This window comes from Mucilaginibacter calamicampi (assembly GCF_042676765.1).
Classification (GTDB): Bacteria; Bacteroidota; Bacteroidia; order Sphingobacteriales; family Sphingobacteriaceae; genus Mucilaginibacter; species Mucilaginibacter calamicampi.
Genome location: NZ_JBHTHU010000002.1, coordinates 1 through 16,161, shown reverse-complemented (window position 1 = coordinate 16,161; position 16,161 = coordinate 1). Strand labels below are relative to the sequence as shown.

At 39.7% G+C, this 16,161-nt stretch carries 13 protein-coding genes; 10 read left to right on the top strand and 3 right to left on the bottom strand.

Translation table 11 applies throughout. The annotated features are described in order from the left end of the window. Nucleotides 1–20 precede the first annotated feature (20 nt). From ACFQZS_RS04155 to ACFQZS_RS04110, 10 genes are all read left to right on the top strand, one after another. Nucleotides 21–1,583, top strand: coding sequence for a M20/M25/M40 family metallo-hydrolase (locus ACFQZS_RS04155; protein WP_377097583.1), 1,563 nt, complete (start codon nt 21–23; stop codon nt 1,581–1,583). Between the two features lie 91 nt (nt 1,584–1,674). Then, the gene (locus ACFQZS_RS04150; RefSeq protein ID WP_377097582.1) at nt 1,675–2,493 is read left to right on the top strand and encodes an MOSC domain-containing protein; all 819 of its coding nucleotides are present in this window, start codon (nt 1,675–1,677) and stop codon (nt 2,491–2,493) included. Nucleotides 2,494–2,501: 8 nt separating this feature from the next. Next, nucleotides 2,502–2,792, top strand: a complete 291-nt coding sequence (locus tag ACFQZS_RS04145; protein ID WP_377097580.1) for a SelT/SelW/SelH family protein — start codon at nt 2,502–2,504, stop codon at nt 2,790–2,792. A 63-nt stretch (nt 2,793–2,855) separates the two neighbouring features. Next, nucleotides 2,856–3,287 carry an RrF2 family transcriptional regulator gene (locus ACFQZS_RS04140; RefSeq protein WP_377097578.1) on the top strand — a complete coding sequence of 144 codons (432 nt, stop codon included), beginning with the start codon at nt 2,856–2,858 and terminating at the stop codon, nt 3,285–3,287. Between the two features lie 198 nt (nt 3,288–3,485). After that, nucleotides 3,486–5,579, top strand: a complete 2,094-nt coding sequence (locus tag ACFQZS_RS04135) for a nitrite reductase (protein WP_377097576.1) — start codon at nt 3,486–3,488, stop codon at nt 5,577–5,579. A 10-nt stretch (nt 5,580–5,589) separates the two neighbouring features. Next, nucleotides 5,590–6,243 carry a precorrin-2 dehydrogenase/sirohydrochlorin ferrochelatase family protein gene (locus ACFQZS_RS04130; protein ID WP_377097575.1) on the top strand — a complete coding sequence of 218 codons (654 nt, stop codon included), beginning with the start codon at nt 5,590–5,592 and terminating at the stop codon, nt 6,241–6,243. Nucleotides 6,244–6,286: 43 nt separating this feature from the next. Then, a complete protein-coding gene (locus ACFQZS_RS04125; RefSeq protein WP_377097573.1) occupies nt 6,287–7,000 on the top strand; it encodes a phosphoadenylyl-sulfate reductase in 714 nt (237 codons plus the stop codon). Nucleotides 7,001–7,183: 183 nt separating this feature from the next. Next, the gene (locus ACFQZS_RS04120) at nt 7,184–8,107 is read left to right on the top strand and encodes a Nif3-like dinuclear metal center hexameric protein (protein ID WP_377097571.1); all 924 of its coding nucleotides are present in this window, start codon (nt 7,184–7,186) and stop codon (nt 8,105–8,107) included. A gap of 20 nt (nt 8,108–8,127) precedes the next feature. Continuing rightward, on the top strand, nt 8,128–8,952 hold the full coding sequence (locus tag ACFQZS_RS04115; protein WP_377097569.1) for a Nif3-like dinuclear metal center hexameric protein: 825 nt from the start codon (nt 8,128–8,130) through the stop codon (nt 8,950–8,952). Between the two features lie 679 nt (nt 8,953–9,631). Further along, nucleotides 9,632–9,943: a hypothetical protein gene (locus ACFQZS_RS04110; protein WP_377097567.1), complete on the top strand. Its 312-nt coding sequence runs from the start codon at nt 9,632–9,634 to the stop codon at nt 9,941–9,943. Nucleotides 9,944–10,134: 191 nt separating this feature from the next. Here ACFQZS_RS04110 and ACFQZS_RS04105 read toward each other — a convergent pair whose 3' ends face one another. The 3 genes from ACFQZS_RS04105 to ACFQZS_RS04095 form a co-directional block, all read right to left on the bottom strand. Beyond that, nucleotides 10,135–10,371, bottom strand: a complete 237-nt coding sequence (locus ACFQZS_RS04105) for a hypothetical protein (RefSeq protein ID WP_377097565.1) — start codon at nt 10,369–10,371, stop codon at nt 10,135–10,137. Between the two features lie 181 nt (nt 10,372–10,552). After that, the gene (locus ACFQZS_RS04100; RefSeq protein WP_377097564.1) at nt 10,553–11,878 is read right to left on the bottom strand and encodes a hypothetical protein; all 1,326 of its coding nucleotides are present in this window, start codon (nt 11,876–11,878) and stop codon (nt 10,553–10,555) included. Continuing rightward, nucleotides 11,879–16,069, bottom strand: a complete 4,191-nt coding sequence (locus ACFQZS_RS04095; RefSeq protein ID WP_377097562.1) for a hypothetical protein — start codon at nt 16,067–16,069, stop codon at nt 11,879–11,881. Nucleotides 16,070–16,161: the final 92 nt, after the last annotated feature.

Sequence of the window (16,161 nt, the reverse complement as noted above, 5' to 3'; positions counted from 1 at the left end):
TTGTTTTTTAACTTGTGGTCATGAAATTAACTGATACATTATTCCAATTAAAAATCTGCAGCAAAGCTACTACCTTTATTGCAGGTGCCATGCTGTTTGGAAGCACGGCCAGGGCCCAAACGCCCAATAAGGGTGTTATTGATGCCATAATGAATGAAGCTACCCAAAACTCGCAGTTAGAAAAACTGGCGCATGAGTTAATGGATGGCGTTGGGCCGCGACTGGTGGGCACCCCCCAGATGAAACAGGCGAATGATTGGGCTGTTGCCAAATATGCAAGCTGGGGTATACCTGCCCGTAACGAAAAATGGGGCACCTGGCGCGGCTGGGAACGCGGTATATCGCATATTGATATGATATCGCCGCGTGTGAAATCATTAGAGGGAACGCAATTGGCATGGAGCCCGGGCATGGGCAAAAAGACCGAAACAGCACAGGTGGTTATCCTTCCTGATCTTACCGATTCATTGGCCTTTAAAAACTGGCTGCCATCGGTAAAAGGTAAGTTTGTTATGGTATCTGTTTGCCAGCCTACCGGGCGCGATGAAAATAATTTGAAGACATTCGCGCTACCATCAACCTACACAAAAATAAAAGCCACCAGAGACAGTTTGACAAAGGCATGGGCGGCGCGTATTAGAAAAACCGGGCTAACCACGCGTACACTACATGCAGCTTTAGAAAAAGCTGGAGCACTGGCAATACTCACCAACAATTGGTCGGCCGGGTTTGGTGTAGATAAAATATTTGAGGCCTATACCAAAAAGGTACCCACTGTAGATATTGGCCTGGAAGATTACACACTGGTTTACCGGTTAACCGAGGGCGGAAATCCCCCCACCCTTAGCATTCATACCGAATCAAAAGAACTTGGCGAGGTGCCTACTTTTAATACCATCGCCGAAATAAAAGGTACAGAAAAGCCAAACGAGTACGTAATGCTATCCGCGCACTTCGACTCATGGGATGGCGGAACAGGCGCTACCGATAACGGCACCGGCACGCTAACTATGATGGAAGCTATGCGTATATTGAAAAAAGTGTATCCCAACCCAAAACGTACCATATTGGTGGGTCATTGGGGTAGTGAAGAGCAGGGCCTTAACGGTTCGCGGGCATTTGTAGAAGATCACCCCGAAATTGTGGCCAATTTGCAGGCGCTGTTTAACCAGGATAATGGTACTGGCCGCGTAACAAGCCTGGCGGGTCAGGGTTATGTAGAACCGAAAGATTATTTAACCCGTTGGTTAAATGCCGCGCCTGATACGATAAAGAACAGGGTAAAAACCAGCTTCCCGGGTCAGCCGGGCAGTGGCGGGTCAGACTTTGCGTCATTTGTAGCTGCGGGTGCGCCGGGTTTTTCAATAAGCTCATTAAGTTGGGATTATAGCACCTACACATGGCATACCAACCGCGACACTTACGACAAGATTGTGTTTGACGATGTGCGCAACAACGCTATACTGGCAGCCATATTAGCCTACATGGCCAGCGAAGATCCCGCTAAAACCATTAACACCAAAACACCCGGTATAAAATGGCCTGCGCAAACTAAAGCTACCAGGCGAGGCGGTTTTAATTAATAAACGTTTTGTATAAATAAAGGCCATCCTTTTAAAAGATGGCCTTTATGCTTTTATTTGCAGATCAGAATCTTGCTGCCAACTACCCCATATGCTTAAAGTAAGCGAGTTATACATTTACCCTATAAAATCCCTTGCAGGTATAAAACTAAATCGTGCCGAGGTGACTGACCGTGGTTTTAAGCACGACCGCCGGTGGATGCTCATTGACGAAAATAATCGCTTCCTTTCGCAGCGCGAAGTTGCATTGATGGCTTTATTGAAAGTATCAATTGAAGATGCAGGCGTAACTGTAACCTTTAACAAAACTTCAATACAAATACCCTTTGATTTTGAAAATCAAGAATTTATATCGGTTGAAATTTGGGACGATACCTGCCGGGCGCAATTAATTGACAAAAATATTGATAAATGGTTCTCAGATATATTGGGTATAAATTGCCGGCTGGTTTACATGCCTGATGAATCATTAAGAGTTACTGATCCCCGGTACGCTCCGGCCGGATCTGTTACCTCATTTGCTGATGCATACCCCTTCCTGCTGATTGGCCAGGCCTCGCTTGATGATTTAAACAGCCGCCTGGATGTGGCCATACCGATGGATAGGTTCCGGCCTAATATTGTTATAACGGGCAGTGAACCTTATCAGGAAGATCTAATTGATGAAATTACAATTAACGGTATAAGCTTTTCGGGAGTTAAGCTTTGCGCGCGTTGTAATATTCCCACAATTGACCAGCAAACAGCAAGGGCATCAAAAGAACCTTCAAAAACGATGGCTAAATACCGGCTTAAAAATAAGAAGATCTATTTTGGCCAGAATTTAATTCACTCAGCAACCGGCTTAATTAATGTTGGCGATGAAGTAACCATTCTATCGAAGCATACCGAAGACAGATTTATTGTTTAAATAAAACCATGAAACCACTTATAACAATTGAGTATTGCCCAAAATGCCACTGGTTGCTGCGTGCAGCCTATATGGCTCAGGAGCTGCTAACTACTTTTGAGGAAGATCTGCAAGGTATCACACTAAAACCCAGCGAAGTATCCGGAAGATATACCATAAGCATAGATGATAATATGCTGTTTGATAGAAAACGCGAAGGGCGATTCCCAGAGATAAAAGAATTAAAACAGCTGGTACGGGACATTGTCCATCCGGGAAAAAGCCTGGGGCATTCTGACAATGCACCTAAAAAAGTATAGTAAATAGGTATTTTTTATTGATTTACAATTCTTTACTATATTTGTGATAATTAACTGTAAAAAATGCTGTCTAAAAAAACCAAATATGCCATTAAGGCATTAGTTGTTCTTGGGAAGAATGCTGATCAGCCCCCCATGCAGATCTCAAAGATAGCAGAGCTTGAAAAGATACCTAAGAAATTTCTGGAGCAGATACTGCTTGATATGCGCAATGCCGGCTTTTTGTATAGTAAAAAAGGTGCCGGCGGTGGCTATGCATTAAATAAAGATCCTAAAGATATTTACCTGGTTAGCATAATGCGTATAACTGATGGGCCCATTGCTATGGTTCCGTGCGCAAGCCTTAACTTTTATCATCGTTGTGACGAATGCCATCAGGAAACAAGCTGTGGCATACGCGATGTTTTTGTTGAGGTGCGTGATGCTACACTTAAAATACTTACAGAAACCAGTATTGCCGACGTGATTGCCCGCGAAGGCCATCTTATAATATAAATCTCATTTTTAAGTAACAAAACAAGGTTTTTTGAGGTAAATTCTACTACTTCCGTATGCTATGTATATCTTTGAATAACGAATAGCACAGAAACTGCTGGTTTGTTAACTGAAAAATAGCTAAATTTAGTTAGCTACAACTAATACACCCTCTATTACTACTACGAGGATTTTTTGATAGATAATTTATAACGCCATATGCAAAGCTTCAGAACAGAACTGGAGAATCCAATTGTTGAGAAAGATATAATCGACCTTGAAAAGAAAATACGCGCTTTTCGGGAAGGTACCATACATGATGAAAAATTCAGGAGCCTTCGCCTGGCCAGAGGAATTTACGGACAACGCCAGCCAGGTGTGCAGATGGTACGTATAAAACTGCCTTTTGGAAAAGTAACCTTTAAACAATTGCTGCGGATAGCTGATGTATCTGATGAATTTGCAAGCAGAAATTTACACTTAACTACGCGTCAGGATATACAGATCCACTACGTAAGTTTAGACAGAACGCCGGAACTTTGGGCCGAACTGGAAAAAGATAATGTTACTACCCGCGAAGCATGTGGCAATACTGTGCGTAACGTTACTGCCTCTCCTACTGCCGGAATAGATCCAAAAGAACTTTTTGATGTTTCTCCATACGCTCAGGGTGTATTTGAGTATTTACTGCGCAACCCTGTAAATCAGGATATGCCGCGTAAATTCAAGATCGCTTTTTCAGCATCTGAGGAAGACACTGCTTTTTCATTCGCGCATGATCTTGGCTTTATTCCGAAAGTAAACGCTAACGGCGAACGCGGTTTTAAAGTAATGTTAGGCGGCGGCTTAGGTGCACAGCCTATTTTAGCATTTATTGTTGACGAGTTTTTACCCGAAGATCAACTGGTGCCTTACATAGAATCTACTTTAAGGGTATTTGACCGTTATGGCGAGCGTACCAACCGTAATAAAGCCAGGTTTAAATATATTATACAAAAGCTTGGCATTGACGAGGTTTTGCAGCTGATCAAATTAGAACGCATCGCCAACAAAGTAAAATCATATAAAATAGATACCAGCAACGTTCCTTTACCTGCATTGCCCGAAGCTAAAACTTATGACAATGTAGCGGTAAGTAATCCACTTGGGTATGAGCAGTGGTTAGCTACTAATATATTTGAGCAAAAGCAAAAAGGCTTTTATGGCGTATATATAAAAGTGCTTACCGGTGATATTCCTACCGATAGGGCGCGTAAACTTGTTGCATTATTGCAGACCGTTGCCGCTGATGAAATACGCATAACGCAAAATCAGGGCTTGTTGTTAAAATATGTACGCCCTGAAGCGTTCCCTACCCTGTACAATGGTTTGGCCGAGCTGGATATGGCGGCACCGGGCTTTGACAGCGTTGCCGATGTAACAACCTGCCCCGGCACAGATACCTGTAACCTGGGCATATCTAACAGCATGACGTTTGCGCGTGTGCTGGAAGACCTGATATACAATGAATACGAGGACCTGATCTATAACCGCGATATCAAGATAAAAATAAGCGGTTGTATGAACTCATGCGGGCAACATAGCATGGCGCATATAGGCTTTCATGGCAGTTCTTTAAAAGCAGGGCCAAAAGTATTACCATCTATGCAGGTTATGCTGGGCGGTGGTGTTGTTGGCGATGGTGTTGGCCGCGCAGGCGACAGGGTGATAAAGATCCCGGCCAAACGTGCTACCAACGTGTTAAGAATGCTGTTAGACGATTATAAAACCAATTCTATTGAAGATGAGGTTTTCCATAACTATTACGATAGGCAAGGTAAAGACTATTTTTACCAGATGTTAAAGCCACTGGCTGACCTGACCACCTTAACAGATGAAGATTTTGTTGACTGGGGCCACGTAGAAGATTACGAGAAAGCAATTGGCGTTGGCGAATGCGCCGGTGTTGTAATTGACCTGGTAGCTACATTGTTGTTTGAGTCTGATGAGAAAATGGAATGGGCAAATGAGTCGTTTAGCGGCGGTGCATGGGCAGATGCTATTTATCACTCTTACAATGTATTCATTAACTCGGCTAAGGCTTTGTTGTTAGATAAAGGTATAAACAGCAGTACGCAAATTGGTATCATCCGCGAGTTTGATACGCAATACGTAAGCACTGGCGAAATGGAATTAGACGGAAGTTTTAACGATCTGGTTTTAGAGATCAACAAAAACGAGCCATCTGAGGAATTTGCAACTGCTTACAAAGCGAAGGCAGCTGCGTTTCTTGAAGCGGTTAAAATAAAAAGAGAGGCAGTACTGCAATCTTAATAAATAAGTTGTGTCAGGTAACAATGTAGGTGAAGGCTTAATTCAGCATAAGGATAATACGGGAAACCAGTTGTTTCCGGTATTTCTTAAACTGAACGAACTGCATACTGTATTAATTGGTGCCGGTAATGTTGGCTTAGAGAAGTTAACTGCTATTCTGAACAATTGTAACAGCGCTACTATTACGGTTATTGGCAGGGAGGTATTACCTGAAGTATCGCGATTGAGTGAGCATTATGCAGGCGTAACAATCCGTCAAAAGTCTTTTGAAGCTATTGATCTGGACATTGCCGATATTGTGGTAGCTGCTACTGATGACAGCGAATTAAACAAACAGATAAGGCTGGCCGCAAAGGCACGCAAGCTACTTATAAACGTTGCAGACAAACCCGAATTATGTGATTTTTATCTGGGATCGGTAGTAAAAAAGGGGGATTTGAAGTTGGGGATCTCAACTAACGGAAAATCTCCAACTGTAGCAAAGCGAATTAAAGAGGTATTAAATACCGCTTTGCCCGATGAACTGGATATTACCCTGCAACAGCTGAATGATTTGCGAAACAACCTGACCGGTGACTTTGCATATAAGGTAAAAGAGTTGAATAGAATTACAGCAATGCTATCAACTCAGGATAAGGGCAAGGAAGATAAACCCTTACCCTGAAATTGAAGAAAATAAAAAGTATTAATTAGAGAGATTTACAACAATGGATCTGTTTAGCGACGAAGTAAAATTATTAACTGCAGGCCTTGATCCGGTTGAAGCATTGACAGCGCTGGCCAGCCGTTTTCCGGGCAAAGTTATTTTTTCGAGCAGTTTTGGCTGGGAAGACCAGGTGATCTCTCATATGATATTTGAGAACAATCTGGATATAAAGGTTTTTACTTTAGAAACAGGCAGATTGTTCCCCGAAACCTATTACGTGTGGAACCGCACTATGGAGAGGTACGGAAAAACTATACATGCTTATTACCCTCAGCATGAATTGGTTGAGGAAATGGTAACAAAAAAAGGCCCAAGCAGCTTTTACGAATCTGTTGAAAATCGGAAAGAGTGCTGCTACATCCGTAAAATAGAACCGCTTAAACGCGCTTTACAAGGCAACGATATTTGGATAACCGGTATAAGAGCCGAGCAATCTGCCAACCGCCAGTTTATGGATAATGTAGAGTGGGACGAAGCGAATAACCTGATTAAATATCACCCTATTTTTAGCTGGAGTTTAGATAAGGTAAAAGAATACATACGCCAATATAATATTCCTTACAACCCTCTTCACGATAGAGGTTTCCCGAGCATAGGCTGTATGCCATGCACCCGTTCCGTTGCAGAAGGTGAAGATTTCCGCGCCGGGCGCTGGTGGTGGGAAGATCAATCAAAAAAAGAGTGCGGTCTGCACGAAGTAGAAAAGCAAGATTAAGTCGGCTATTTCAGAATCAAACTTTATGGTAGTTGGTGGTGAGCGCTTATGCGCCCTGCTACTGCATTGTAACAATTGCGCTTACGCAAACGTGTGATTGAATAAATACATGTTATTGTAGCAACAGCTTTTGCTTATAGCACAGCAATTATCTACTTTTAACATAACCGATTATATACTGAAATGGAGAAAAACAAATTTAACCTATCCGGAAGGCGGGAGTTCCTTGCGGGTGTTTGCGTGCTGGCAGGCGCGTCAATAGTAACAGGCTTGCCCGGCGTAAGCTTCGCCAAAAATCTTGGTTCTGCCCCTGCAAACTTTACAGTAAAACAGGTGATCGATATCGCGTTAAGCGAAACGCCTGGTGCGCCACTGACTAAAACAGTCGATCAGATACGAGCAGGGAGCTTAGATCAGCAGGTTACGGGCATTGTAACCACCACCTTCCCTACTATTGATGTTATCAACAAGGCCATCAAGGCGGGTGCTAATATGATCATTAGTCACGAGGCGGCGTTTTACAACAACGATGATAACCTTGCCCGCGTTAAGGACGATGACATCATTAAATACAAAACAGAATTGCTGGAGAAGAACAAAATAGCTATCTGGCGTTTTCACGATAGCTGGCACGCGCACAAACCCGACGGCATAACCTGGGGAACTTTGGTTAAGCTGGGTTGGGAAAAGTACTATAACCCTGCTAATCCCCGTATTATCATGCTGCCCACTCCTATTACTTTGCAGCAGGCGGTAGCACTTACCAAAACCAAGTTAGGCGCGCCGCAGGTACGTGTTATTGGCGATCTGAAAAAGCCGGTTAGAACAGTTTATTTTACTTTAGGATCGCTAATGAGTACGGAGGTTATACCTGTTATTCAGTCAGAAAAGCCTGATCTCATCATCAGCGGCGAATCGCGCGAGTGGGAAGTGGGTTTGCGCGTGCAGGATGGCGTTATGATGGGCCTGAATACCAAGTTGATTGTGCTGGGCCATGCCATTAGCGAGGAAGCCGGTATGGCGTACGCTGCCGCCTGGCTGGCACCCAAGGTGCAGGGCCTTAAAGTAAGCCACATTGCCGCCGGAACTCCTTTTAAATATGTTTAACCCCTTTTGAACAGCGAAAAATGAAAATAACAACTTACTATACAGCACCTACTCCTGCTACCTCCGCCACCTTTACCGTGCAGGACGTGATAAAGCTTGCCCTGAGCGAGAACGAAACTGTGCGGGCACAAACCGTTGATAAACTGCGATCCGGTAGCCCTGAGCAGCAGGTTACGGGTATTGTTACCACCATGTTTCCTACCATCGAGGTGATAAATAAAACCATTGCGGCAGGTGCCAACATGATCATAGCCCATGAGACGCCGTTTTTCAATAATAACGACGAAACCGAATGGCTGAAGGACGATGACGTTTATAAATTTAAACGCGACCTGCTGGAGAAGAACAAAATAGCCATATGGCGCTTTCACGACCACTGGCATGGCCACCGCCCTGATGGCATTATTTATGGCTGTTTGCTAAAAATGGGTTGGGAGAAGTTTTATAAAAACGAGGACCGCCAGCTGCTTACCCTGCCCCAGCCCGAAAAGCTGAGCTCTATTGTGGCGCGGCTAAAAAAAGCGCTTGATATCCCTTCTATACGGCTGGTGGGCAATATGGATGCGCAGATAACTACCGTGTTTTTCTGCTTAGGCTTTACCGGCATAGGCAACATATCTAAACTAAAGCCCGACCTGGTTATAAACGGCGAAACCCGCGAGACCGAGAACACCGAGCAGATACGCGATGGCCTTAGTATTGGCGAAAAAACCAACCTGCTTACCCTTAGCCACTCAGTAAGTGAGGAGCCGGGTATGGTGTATTGCGCCCAATGGATCGCGCCGAAAGTACCGGGCCTCAAGGTAACCAGCATACCCAGCGGCACGCCTTTTCAGTACTTGTAAACGGCGCGTGCTGTTGCAGCAACATAGGCAACACTTTGCAACACTTGCAACAGTGTTTTTTTGCATGTATTTGATTTTCAGTTTTTTATAACTATTAAATGTTTAAACATGCAACACTTTGCAACACCAATATATTCACATTTTATGATACTATATTCGCGTTTATTTGCTTAAATAACTATATATCAATAATTTACAATATAAAGTAAGAAAAATGCGAAAGTGTTGCGGCTGCAACAGGAAAACCTGTATAAAGCCATGTGTTTTAGAAAGCCTGGTTTCGCTTAATAACATAGCATAAATTTTTATCTTGAATACAGTGAGATATCTATACACAGACCTGTGCTCTGGCTTAGCGGTGTATAGATTTCTCTCTGTCAATCTAGGATGTGAAAGACACACTCTTCATTTTACACCCCACCTCTCCCAAATCCCTCCATCTTTTGGCTAAAATAAAAAACACGCTGTATCCTAAAATAGCCGTTGTAAAGCCTTTTCCATCTCAATTAAGCGCCATAATGCTTATGGCATGCTTTTAGCATTGCACTTCATATACAAAATATATCACCATGCAAAACTTAGACTTAACCACCATAATTTTATTAAAGGCCAACGATATGGAACTAAAAGAACTATTGTTAGCCGAATTACAAACCTTACGTTCACAAAAAGCCGCCTAATGAAAACATACAAAGCCAACGCCTCTGTAATCTACACCGATGCCAGGGGCCGCAAAATAGACACCTTCGTAATTTTTGATACGGATAGCCATACCGGCCTTACGCACATTAATCACGAAAATTTAAAGGTTTCTGCTGATCAATTGCAAATACATCCAAAAACTGTTGGTGATTACCATATGCCGCTAAACGATGCCTTCAGTTTTGAAATGTTGAAGAAATTGCGTGATAAATACGCCATTATAGACAGTACAAAAAAGGCAACTGTAAGCAGATTGCCGCAAGTGGCGCAATTAGCCAAAGCATCCTAAGCGTTTTTAACTATCTCTTTATACATCATTTAAAAGCCCTGTCGCGCCAAATTCGACAGGGCTTTGTTATTACTGACAAAACCCCTCTCTTAAGGGGAGTGTTGGGATTAAGAAACTGTCGATCTAGTAGCCATTATGGGCTAACAACTAAGAACTATGGTTGCTATTATGAATGGAAAGTTTATTAATCTTTAAACAGCGATCTTTAAATCGCTAACATAGGGCAATACAAACATGGTGTTATCAAACGCCCTGAAATGGACGATGAGGTGGGTGTGGTCATCAAAGAAAACCTCCACATAAAACTGATGCAGATTGTACAGCCTGATATAATACCTATCAGTTAGCCTGTCGGCCAAAAAGGTGCCTTCTAAAACCAATTCTGTTTTTCGTTGAAAGCTGCAAGCATTAAAAATATCCGAAGTCATAGCAACTCTGTTTATACTTTGATAAACAAAAGGATACAAATGCTGTGCCTGTATTAATGCATAGCTATTAAATAGCACACTGAGACTTGGTAGCGACTAAAATTTTGTACAGAGCGTCTAAATTTTTTTATTAATTTATACAATTACTGCCTTTGCAACGGCCACGGCATTAAGTATGTATTTATTCGTTCTTGTGTTTCTTGCTATGATTACTATGATTTTGCAGATAAATATAAAACGATATCAATACAACTATCACAATACCCAATATCGCCATTCTATAAAAATCATCTGCAACTAAATGGTGGGGTTTGTTCTCGGCCGGGCCGGCTGTGTTGGAATGACTAGCAGTTTCAACCGGATTAGCAGTGTTAGACGGACTAGCAATTTCAATAATTTTAAGAAACAAATAAGAAACTAACGTAGATACGAAAAGCGTTTTAGTTACTTGAATTAACTTTGATGCCAGAACAAGATTTTCCTCATCCTGTTCCTGCTTAGTAATGAATAATCCAAGCGATTTGTCATAAAACATTGTGAAACCAATTATAATCAACATCGGCAAAAATGCCACAAAAGCGTATTCCGCTATGTGTATCATTTCAAATTTTGAATTAGTTAATATCGACGCTTTTCCCATGTGAATTAATTCGTACACAAGAAAGCCAAACCCCGCCAGCGCAAAGAACACTACCGCTGCATACATACAAATCTTTATAACAACATCTGCCACCGTTTGAAACGTTTCGTACCAACGTTGCAGTTTCCATCTAATTTTTTGCCTCGGGTATTCTCCATTTTCTTTATTAGATGGCAACTTCCAACCGAACCAATTTAATATCCATTTTGGACAGCGACTAAATTTAAAAACCAAATCTTTATGATCGTCATAATTAGACGGCAATTCCCAACCGTACCAATTTAATATCCATTTTGGACAGCGACTAATTTCAAAAGTTAATCTTTTTTGATCATTATGTTCTTTTCCATTAGGTTCATCTTTGTTAGTCTCATCTTTATTATTATTTAATTTTAAATTAAATAATTGCATAATCCAAGGTAGAACCCACTCGTCCAAAAGTCCCTCTAAAGAATTTTCGCCGATTTTATTTTTACTAAACCTTTGCAAACGGGGATTTGTAAAGTCAATATCAATTTTATCGCCGTAAGTAGTTAGAACTGCAATATGGGTATGATCAAACTTGGCGTCTTGTTTTAAAAGCTTATTATATATAGCAACCCCGGTTCTGTCATTTTTTCTGGTGCTTAAGCTTATATCCAAAAAAATAACAGATGGGTCAAACACCCCAATAATATCTTCAATCTCTTTTAAATTTTTGTCGCTATCCTCTTTAACATACTCGTATAATTTATCGTTGAATTGAGAAAAATCGGCATCGGTGGCCGGGTATATTTCGCAAGTATATTGACTTAAAAAATCACTTACTCTTTGCCAATCATAAAAGGTATCTTCAATGATCAGAAACTTAACTACAGCTGAATTCATTTATTTTGATAAGGTTAAATAGGTTTTATACAAATTGTCTTTGATTGCATTATCAATTTTAGGTAGGTTTAAATTTTTCTGGAGAATAGAGTTACACATATTAATTCCTCCAAACTTTTTTTCTAAATCTTGGCCACGATACTCTGAATCAAAACTATTTGTAAAAACGAGCATATTGTCCTGTTTCTCAATACCCATATATTTAATTCCGGGGCAGTTTAAAGCGTATTTACGCATGTTCACAATCAGTTCCGGAATTATCAGATCCATAATTACGTCATGGCAATCAAATTTGAAATCAGGTATATTAATTTCCATATCCTTAAGTGGTATTTCATTACTCGCCAGGTACGGCACCACCCTAATAATATGAAACAGCTCCCTTATGTCTTCGCTTGTTTTCCTTTTAGATAAGTGACTGTACTGAATTTTGTTCATTGACAGAAAATGGCATTGTATTGTTTTGGTGATAAATCGTAACATTTTAAAATCACGGGCCAAATCATCTAAGTTGCCATTACTTTGTTTTTTTAACTCAATACGCGCGGTGATAAAATATAAGGCCTCAAAATACTCTCTTAATCCATGTTGTATAGATCGTTTCATGAAAGTATTCTCGCGAGTTTGCAACACTTCCATAAAGGCCGCGCTTCTAAATTCTTTTTTAAAATACTCTACCAATTCTTCTTTTATCAACAATAGCAGCCTGAGTTTTTCTACTTTAATAAATTCAATAAATGATGCTGAGTTAACCGGCGCTTTGCTGCATATTGCCATCACAGCCTCACCGTTTAAAACACCTCCGTCTTCTGTCTCTTCAATGGTCGCCAATCTGAAAAGTAGTACCATTTTAGCGTCAGTGATCATGTTTAAACCGTATTTACCGTCTGAGCAATCTTTTTTTAATGCTTCACTCACATCTAACCTTTCCCATGTCTCAGCTTCATTGTCGGAAATTGTCGCCTTCTCCTCATTTAGCTCCGAAGAGGTAGGATTTTTAGTAGCGCTTTTGCTTTTTGCCTTAATATATTGTTTCTGAAAGGCGTGTATTTTTTCGTCTTGTTTAGCCAGCCCGATAAAAGTTTGCACATTTCCGTCTTCGGAATCCAAAAGTCCGTTCAACATGTTTAATATCAAGCCATCTTTTGATATTTTAATTAGCTTTCCGTCATCCAGATCTTCCGAATCATTCGACAGAATGGTAAAAATATGATCGGTCTTATCCTCGTTCTCGCGATCTCTGTACTTCATAAAAAAACAGTAATCAAGTTCCTGGCTTGCTGTGCTATCTCTTTCCATTATGTTGCACACCATTCTTAAAATCTTGTTTATTTCTGTCTTGAAGCCGCGTTCAACGTTGGGGTCCGGCTGTCCTTCGTGATGCTTCCCTGATTCATGTTTTTTTAGCAACATGCAGGTTTTAAGCATGGTTATTATTGAATTAGATTCATTTGGCAATCCGTCGCTGGCCTTTGCGTTGGCTGAGTACTCTAGAAGGGTTTTTACGTTTTTATTCGGAATATCATTAATTTCATCAATAAAGTATTTTCTTTTCAGTTCCGTAACAGACATCGCCAATTCTTTATCAATGTTTGACGCATTGATTTTGTCTAAATGGAACTCTTTAAACTTATTAATGTGATATATATTTTCTATTCGTAAAATGCGGGAAAGCTGATAAAAAGGATCAGTAAGTAATTGATCTAGTGGTACAGAGTTTACATTTAAGATAACTGTAGGTTTCAGATCTTCAGAATTTAATAGTTGCTCTAAACGAAAAGACCGTGTAGGGTTTTTCATGATGAGTTCTTTATAACAATTCAATAAAAAATATCTGTAAGATTTAACCTGCTGCTTTTTATATTTAATATTTTTTAAGCCTACGTAAATATTATCGGTATCTTTTTTTGTAAGCGATGGATCGTTCACATCAAAACTCTCAAACTTTTTGATCAACTCTGCGCTTTTCTGGTTGTATTGTGAGATGTAATCACCATCTTCTTTAAAATTTGCCCTTAAATTTTCTAAAAAATAACGCGAGGTAATAAAATTAGAATTAAGCTCAACCGATCTCCTGATATGGAATTTCAATCGTCTAAATTGATTGAAACTATTAGACGTTAATTTAGTATGTCCCTCTGTACTAGTAATTAAGTTAGTATTGATATCTACCAAGCGTTCTAAATTATATTTAAATGTTGCCTGAAAAATAGAAACATAAAACTTAAATGGACTTCTGCATAGTGTTTTAATAATAATGTCCTCAATTATATCTTTCTCCTGACCGCCATTTCTTTCATCACTTGCCGACATATCAAAATAACTACTCAGGTTATCTTTCGTCGTAAGTTTTGTTATAACACCTCGCAAGAATAAATAACATTTTTGTGGGTCGTCAGTGGGCGTCATCTCTGAAAAACTCTCTGCTAAGTCATGAAATACTTTTAGCTTAATGAGACCAATTCTTTGATTAGTATATTTTTCATAATAGTCATTTGATATATCGCCATTTGATAAATCAGACTGCTCTGAAAAAGGAAAATATTTGAGTGTCTCAGTGTAGTCCGTCTCCGCGTTGTCAAAAGTCTTTATTTTAGTTTTAGCAATTTCCTTTATTACAATAGATTTTAAAGCGTCTAAATGGCAATCTTTTAATATTTTTCGTAATAATATTTCCCTTTCTTTTATCGGATCGCCTAAATGAATGTTATCCACATGGTTCATGTGAAGACGATGGAACGCTAAAAACTTTCCTGCTCCTGAACGGCCTTCCTTATGAAATACAAGTTTACGCAGAATCTCATTTTTATTAAAAGTTGTGGTGCTATCTACAAAAGTTAGCAGCGCATCAAAGCCTTCAACTTCATCAATAGCAATTCCATTATTTCCGCTACTTTTCGCGTGCTTCAGATAATCACTTATCATCTTAAAGGTTTCCCCATTAGATATAAAATCATCAAAGTAAAATATCCATGATGCATCGATCAGGATTTTGCGATACAGGTAAATAAAATTTTCAACAAACTCTACTGCGGGCTGATAATGTAAAATCGAAATGGTGTAGTCCGAAAGTGGTTCCTTATGGATCAGATCCTCTAAAAATGTTGATGATTTTAGATGTATGGGCGTAATGAAAACTACAGATTTGCCAGTTACTTTTTTATTGGAAGTGCTAAAGAGGTTTTCTAAGTGTCCTGAAAAAAAATTAAGAATTTTAGTTGGATTTTTTTTATAGAATATATCTGTTTTAATATAATTTATAAAAACACTATCGTCTGCTTTAAAATATCCTGCTAAAAACGGGTTTAACTTATCATTCAAATTAATAACCTCATCAAATTTATAAGTTGGTTTGGTATCGCTTTTATCTGGCGTGCTAAACTTTGGGCTTCCAAAAATATAAGCCGGTGTATCATGATTGGAGTGAGTAGGAAATAAGGGCTTCTCTTCTCCGACAGTTAAATTATGTATTTCGGGATGGCACCATTTGCAAGTTTTGGATAAGTATACGGTAGTTGTAAGTTCGATAAGATAAAAGCAAACCGCTGTTTCTCCGTTTTTATCTAACCATATTTTTTTTTGATCCGTATCAATATTTGACCAGTTGAACGAAGAATAAAGCTCTATTACTTCCTTTTCGTTCTCGAAACTATTTATCGGCCCGTTGTTAAGGCGTTTGTCTTTAATAAAAAAAACTGATACGAAAGTAACGTTTACTCGAGATTCGCGATGCTTTTCTTCAATAAATTTGCGGATTCCGTGAAAAGAATCAAATGTGCATGTTATTGATAATAATATAATTACATTTTTTTTTACCTCAGGTTCAAATAGAAAAACATAGCCATTTTCATACGCGTCAATTAACCCGTAGTTGGGGGTGTGATTAAATTTCTCATTAATTTCTTTACACATCTCGCTCAGAAAAAGACGAGAGTAACTACCATAACCTATTAGTGTAGTGTCTTCAAAAGATAAACCAAATTCCTCAGATTTCGCTACCAGGATTTTTGCCAGAGTAGACGAATTTTCCTGTTTTTGGAAATATCGTTTTGCATAGTAGTAATCTGTTGTGTGTATTTTGCCACCAATTTCAAAATGCTCGCCGTTTACCCGGTAACCATTATCAGAAACAGGCTGCTCCATTTCTTCTTTGATAATTGCGATTGTATCTGCGATCTCATTGGTATCCATATATGATATGAGGTTATGGTTAAACTTTAAATTTATTATTTTATTAATATTATTTAAATAAATAATTAAAAAAAAAGGCCGGTGTAAACACC

What these genes read in the sequence shown, in the direction of transcription:
- ACFQZS_RS04120 (WP_377097571.1), top strand. Translation starts at nt 7,184, where the DNA reads ATGGAGAAAAACAAATTTAACCTATCCGGAAGGCGGGAGTTCCTTGCG.
- ACFQZS_RS04155 (WP_377097583.1), top strand. Translation starts at nt 21, where the DNA reads ATGAAATTAACTGATACATTATTCCAATTAAAAATCTGCAGCAAAGCT.
- ACFQZS_RS04100 (WP_377097564.1), bottom strand. Translation starts at nt 11,878, where the DNA reads ATGAATTCAGCTGTAGTTAAGTTTCTGATCATTGAAGATACCTTTTAT.
- ACFQZS_RS04145 (WP_377097580.1), top strand. Translation starts at nt 2,502, where the DNA reads ATGAAACCACTTATAACAATTGAGTATTGCCCAAAATGCCACTGGTTG.
- ACFQZS_RS04140 (WP_377097578.1), top strand. Translation starts at nt 2,856, where the DNA reads ATGCTGTCTAAAAAAACCAAATATGCCATTAAGGCATTAGTTGTTCTT.
- ACFQZS_RS04095 (WP_377097562.1), bottom strand. Translation starts at nt 16,069, where the DNA reads ATGGATACCAATGAGATCGCAGATACAATCGCAATTATCAAAGAAGAA.
- ACFQZS_RS04105 (WP_377097565.1), bottom strand. Translation starts at nt 10,371, where the DNA reads ATGACTTCGGATATTTTTAATGCTTGCAGCTTTCAACGAAAAACAGAA.
- ACFQZS_RS04115 (WP_377097569.1), top strand. Translation starts at nt 8,128, where the DNA reads ATGAAAATAACAACTTACTATACAGCACCTACTCCTGCTACCTCCGCC.
- ACFQZS_RS04125 (WP_377097573.1), top strand. Translation starts at nt 6,287, where the DNA reads ATGGATCTGTTTAGCGACGAAGTAAAATTATTAACTGCAGGCCTTGAT.
- ACFQZS_RS04110 (WP_377097567.1), top strand. Translation starts at nt 9,632, where the DNA reads ATGAAAACATACAAAGCCAACGCCTCTGTAATCTACACCGATGCCAGG.
- ACFQZS_RS04135 (WP_377097576.1), top strand. Translation starts at nt 3,486, where the DNA reads ATGCAAAGCTTCAGAACAGAACTGGAGAATCCAATTGTTGAGAAAGAT.
- ACFQZS_RS04150 (WP_377097582.1), top strand. Translation starts at nt 1,675, where the DNA reads ATGCTTAAAGTAAGCGAGTTATACATTTACCCTATAAAATCCCTTGCA.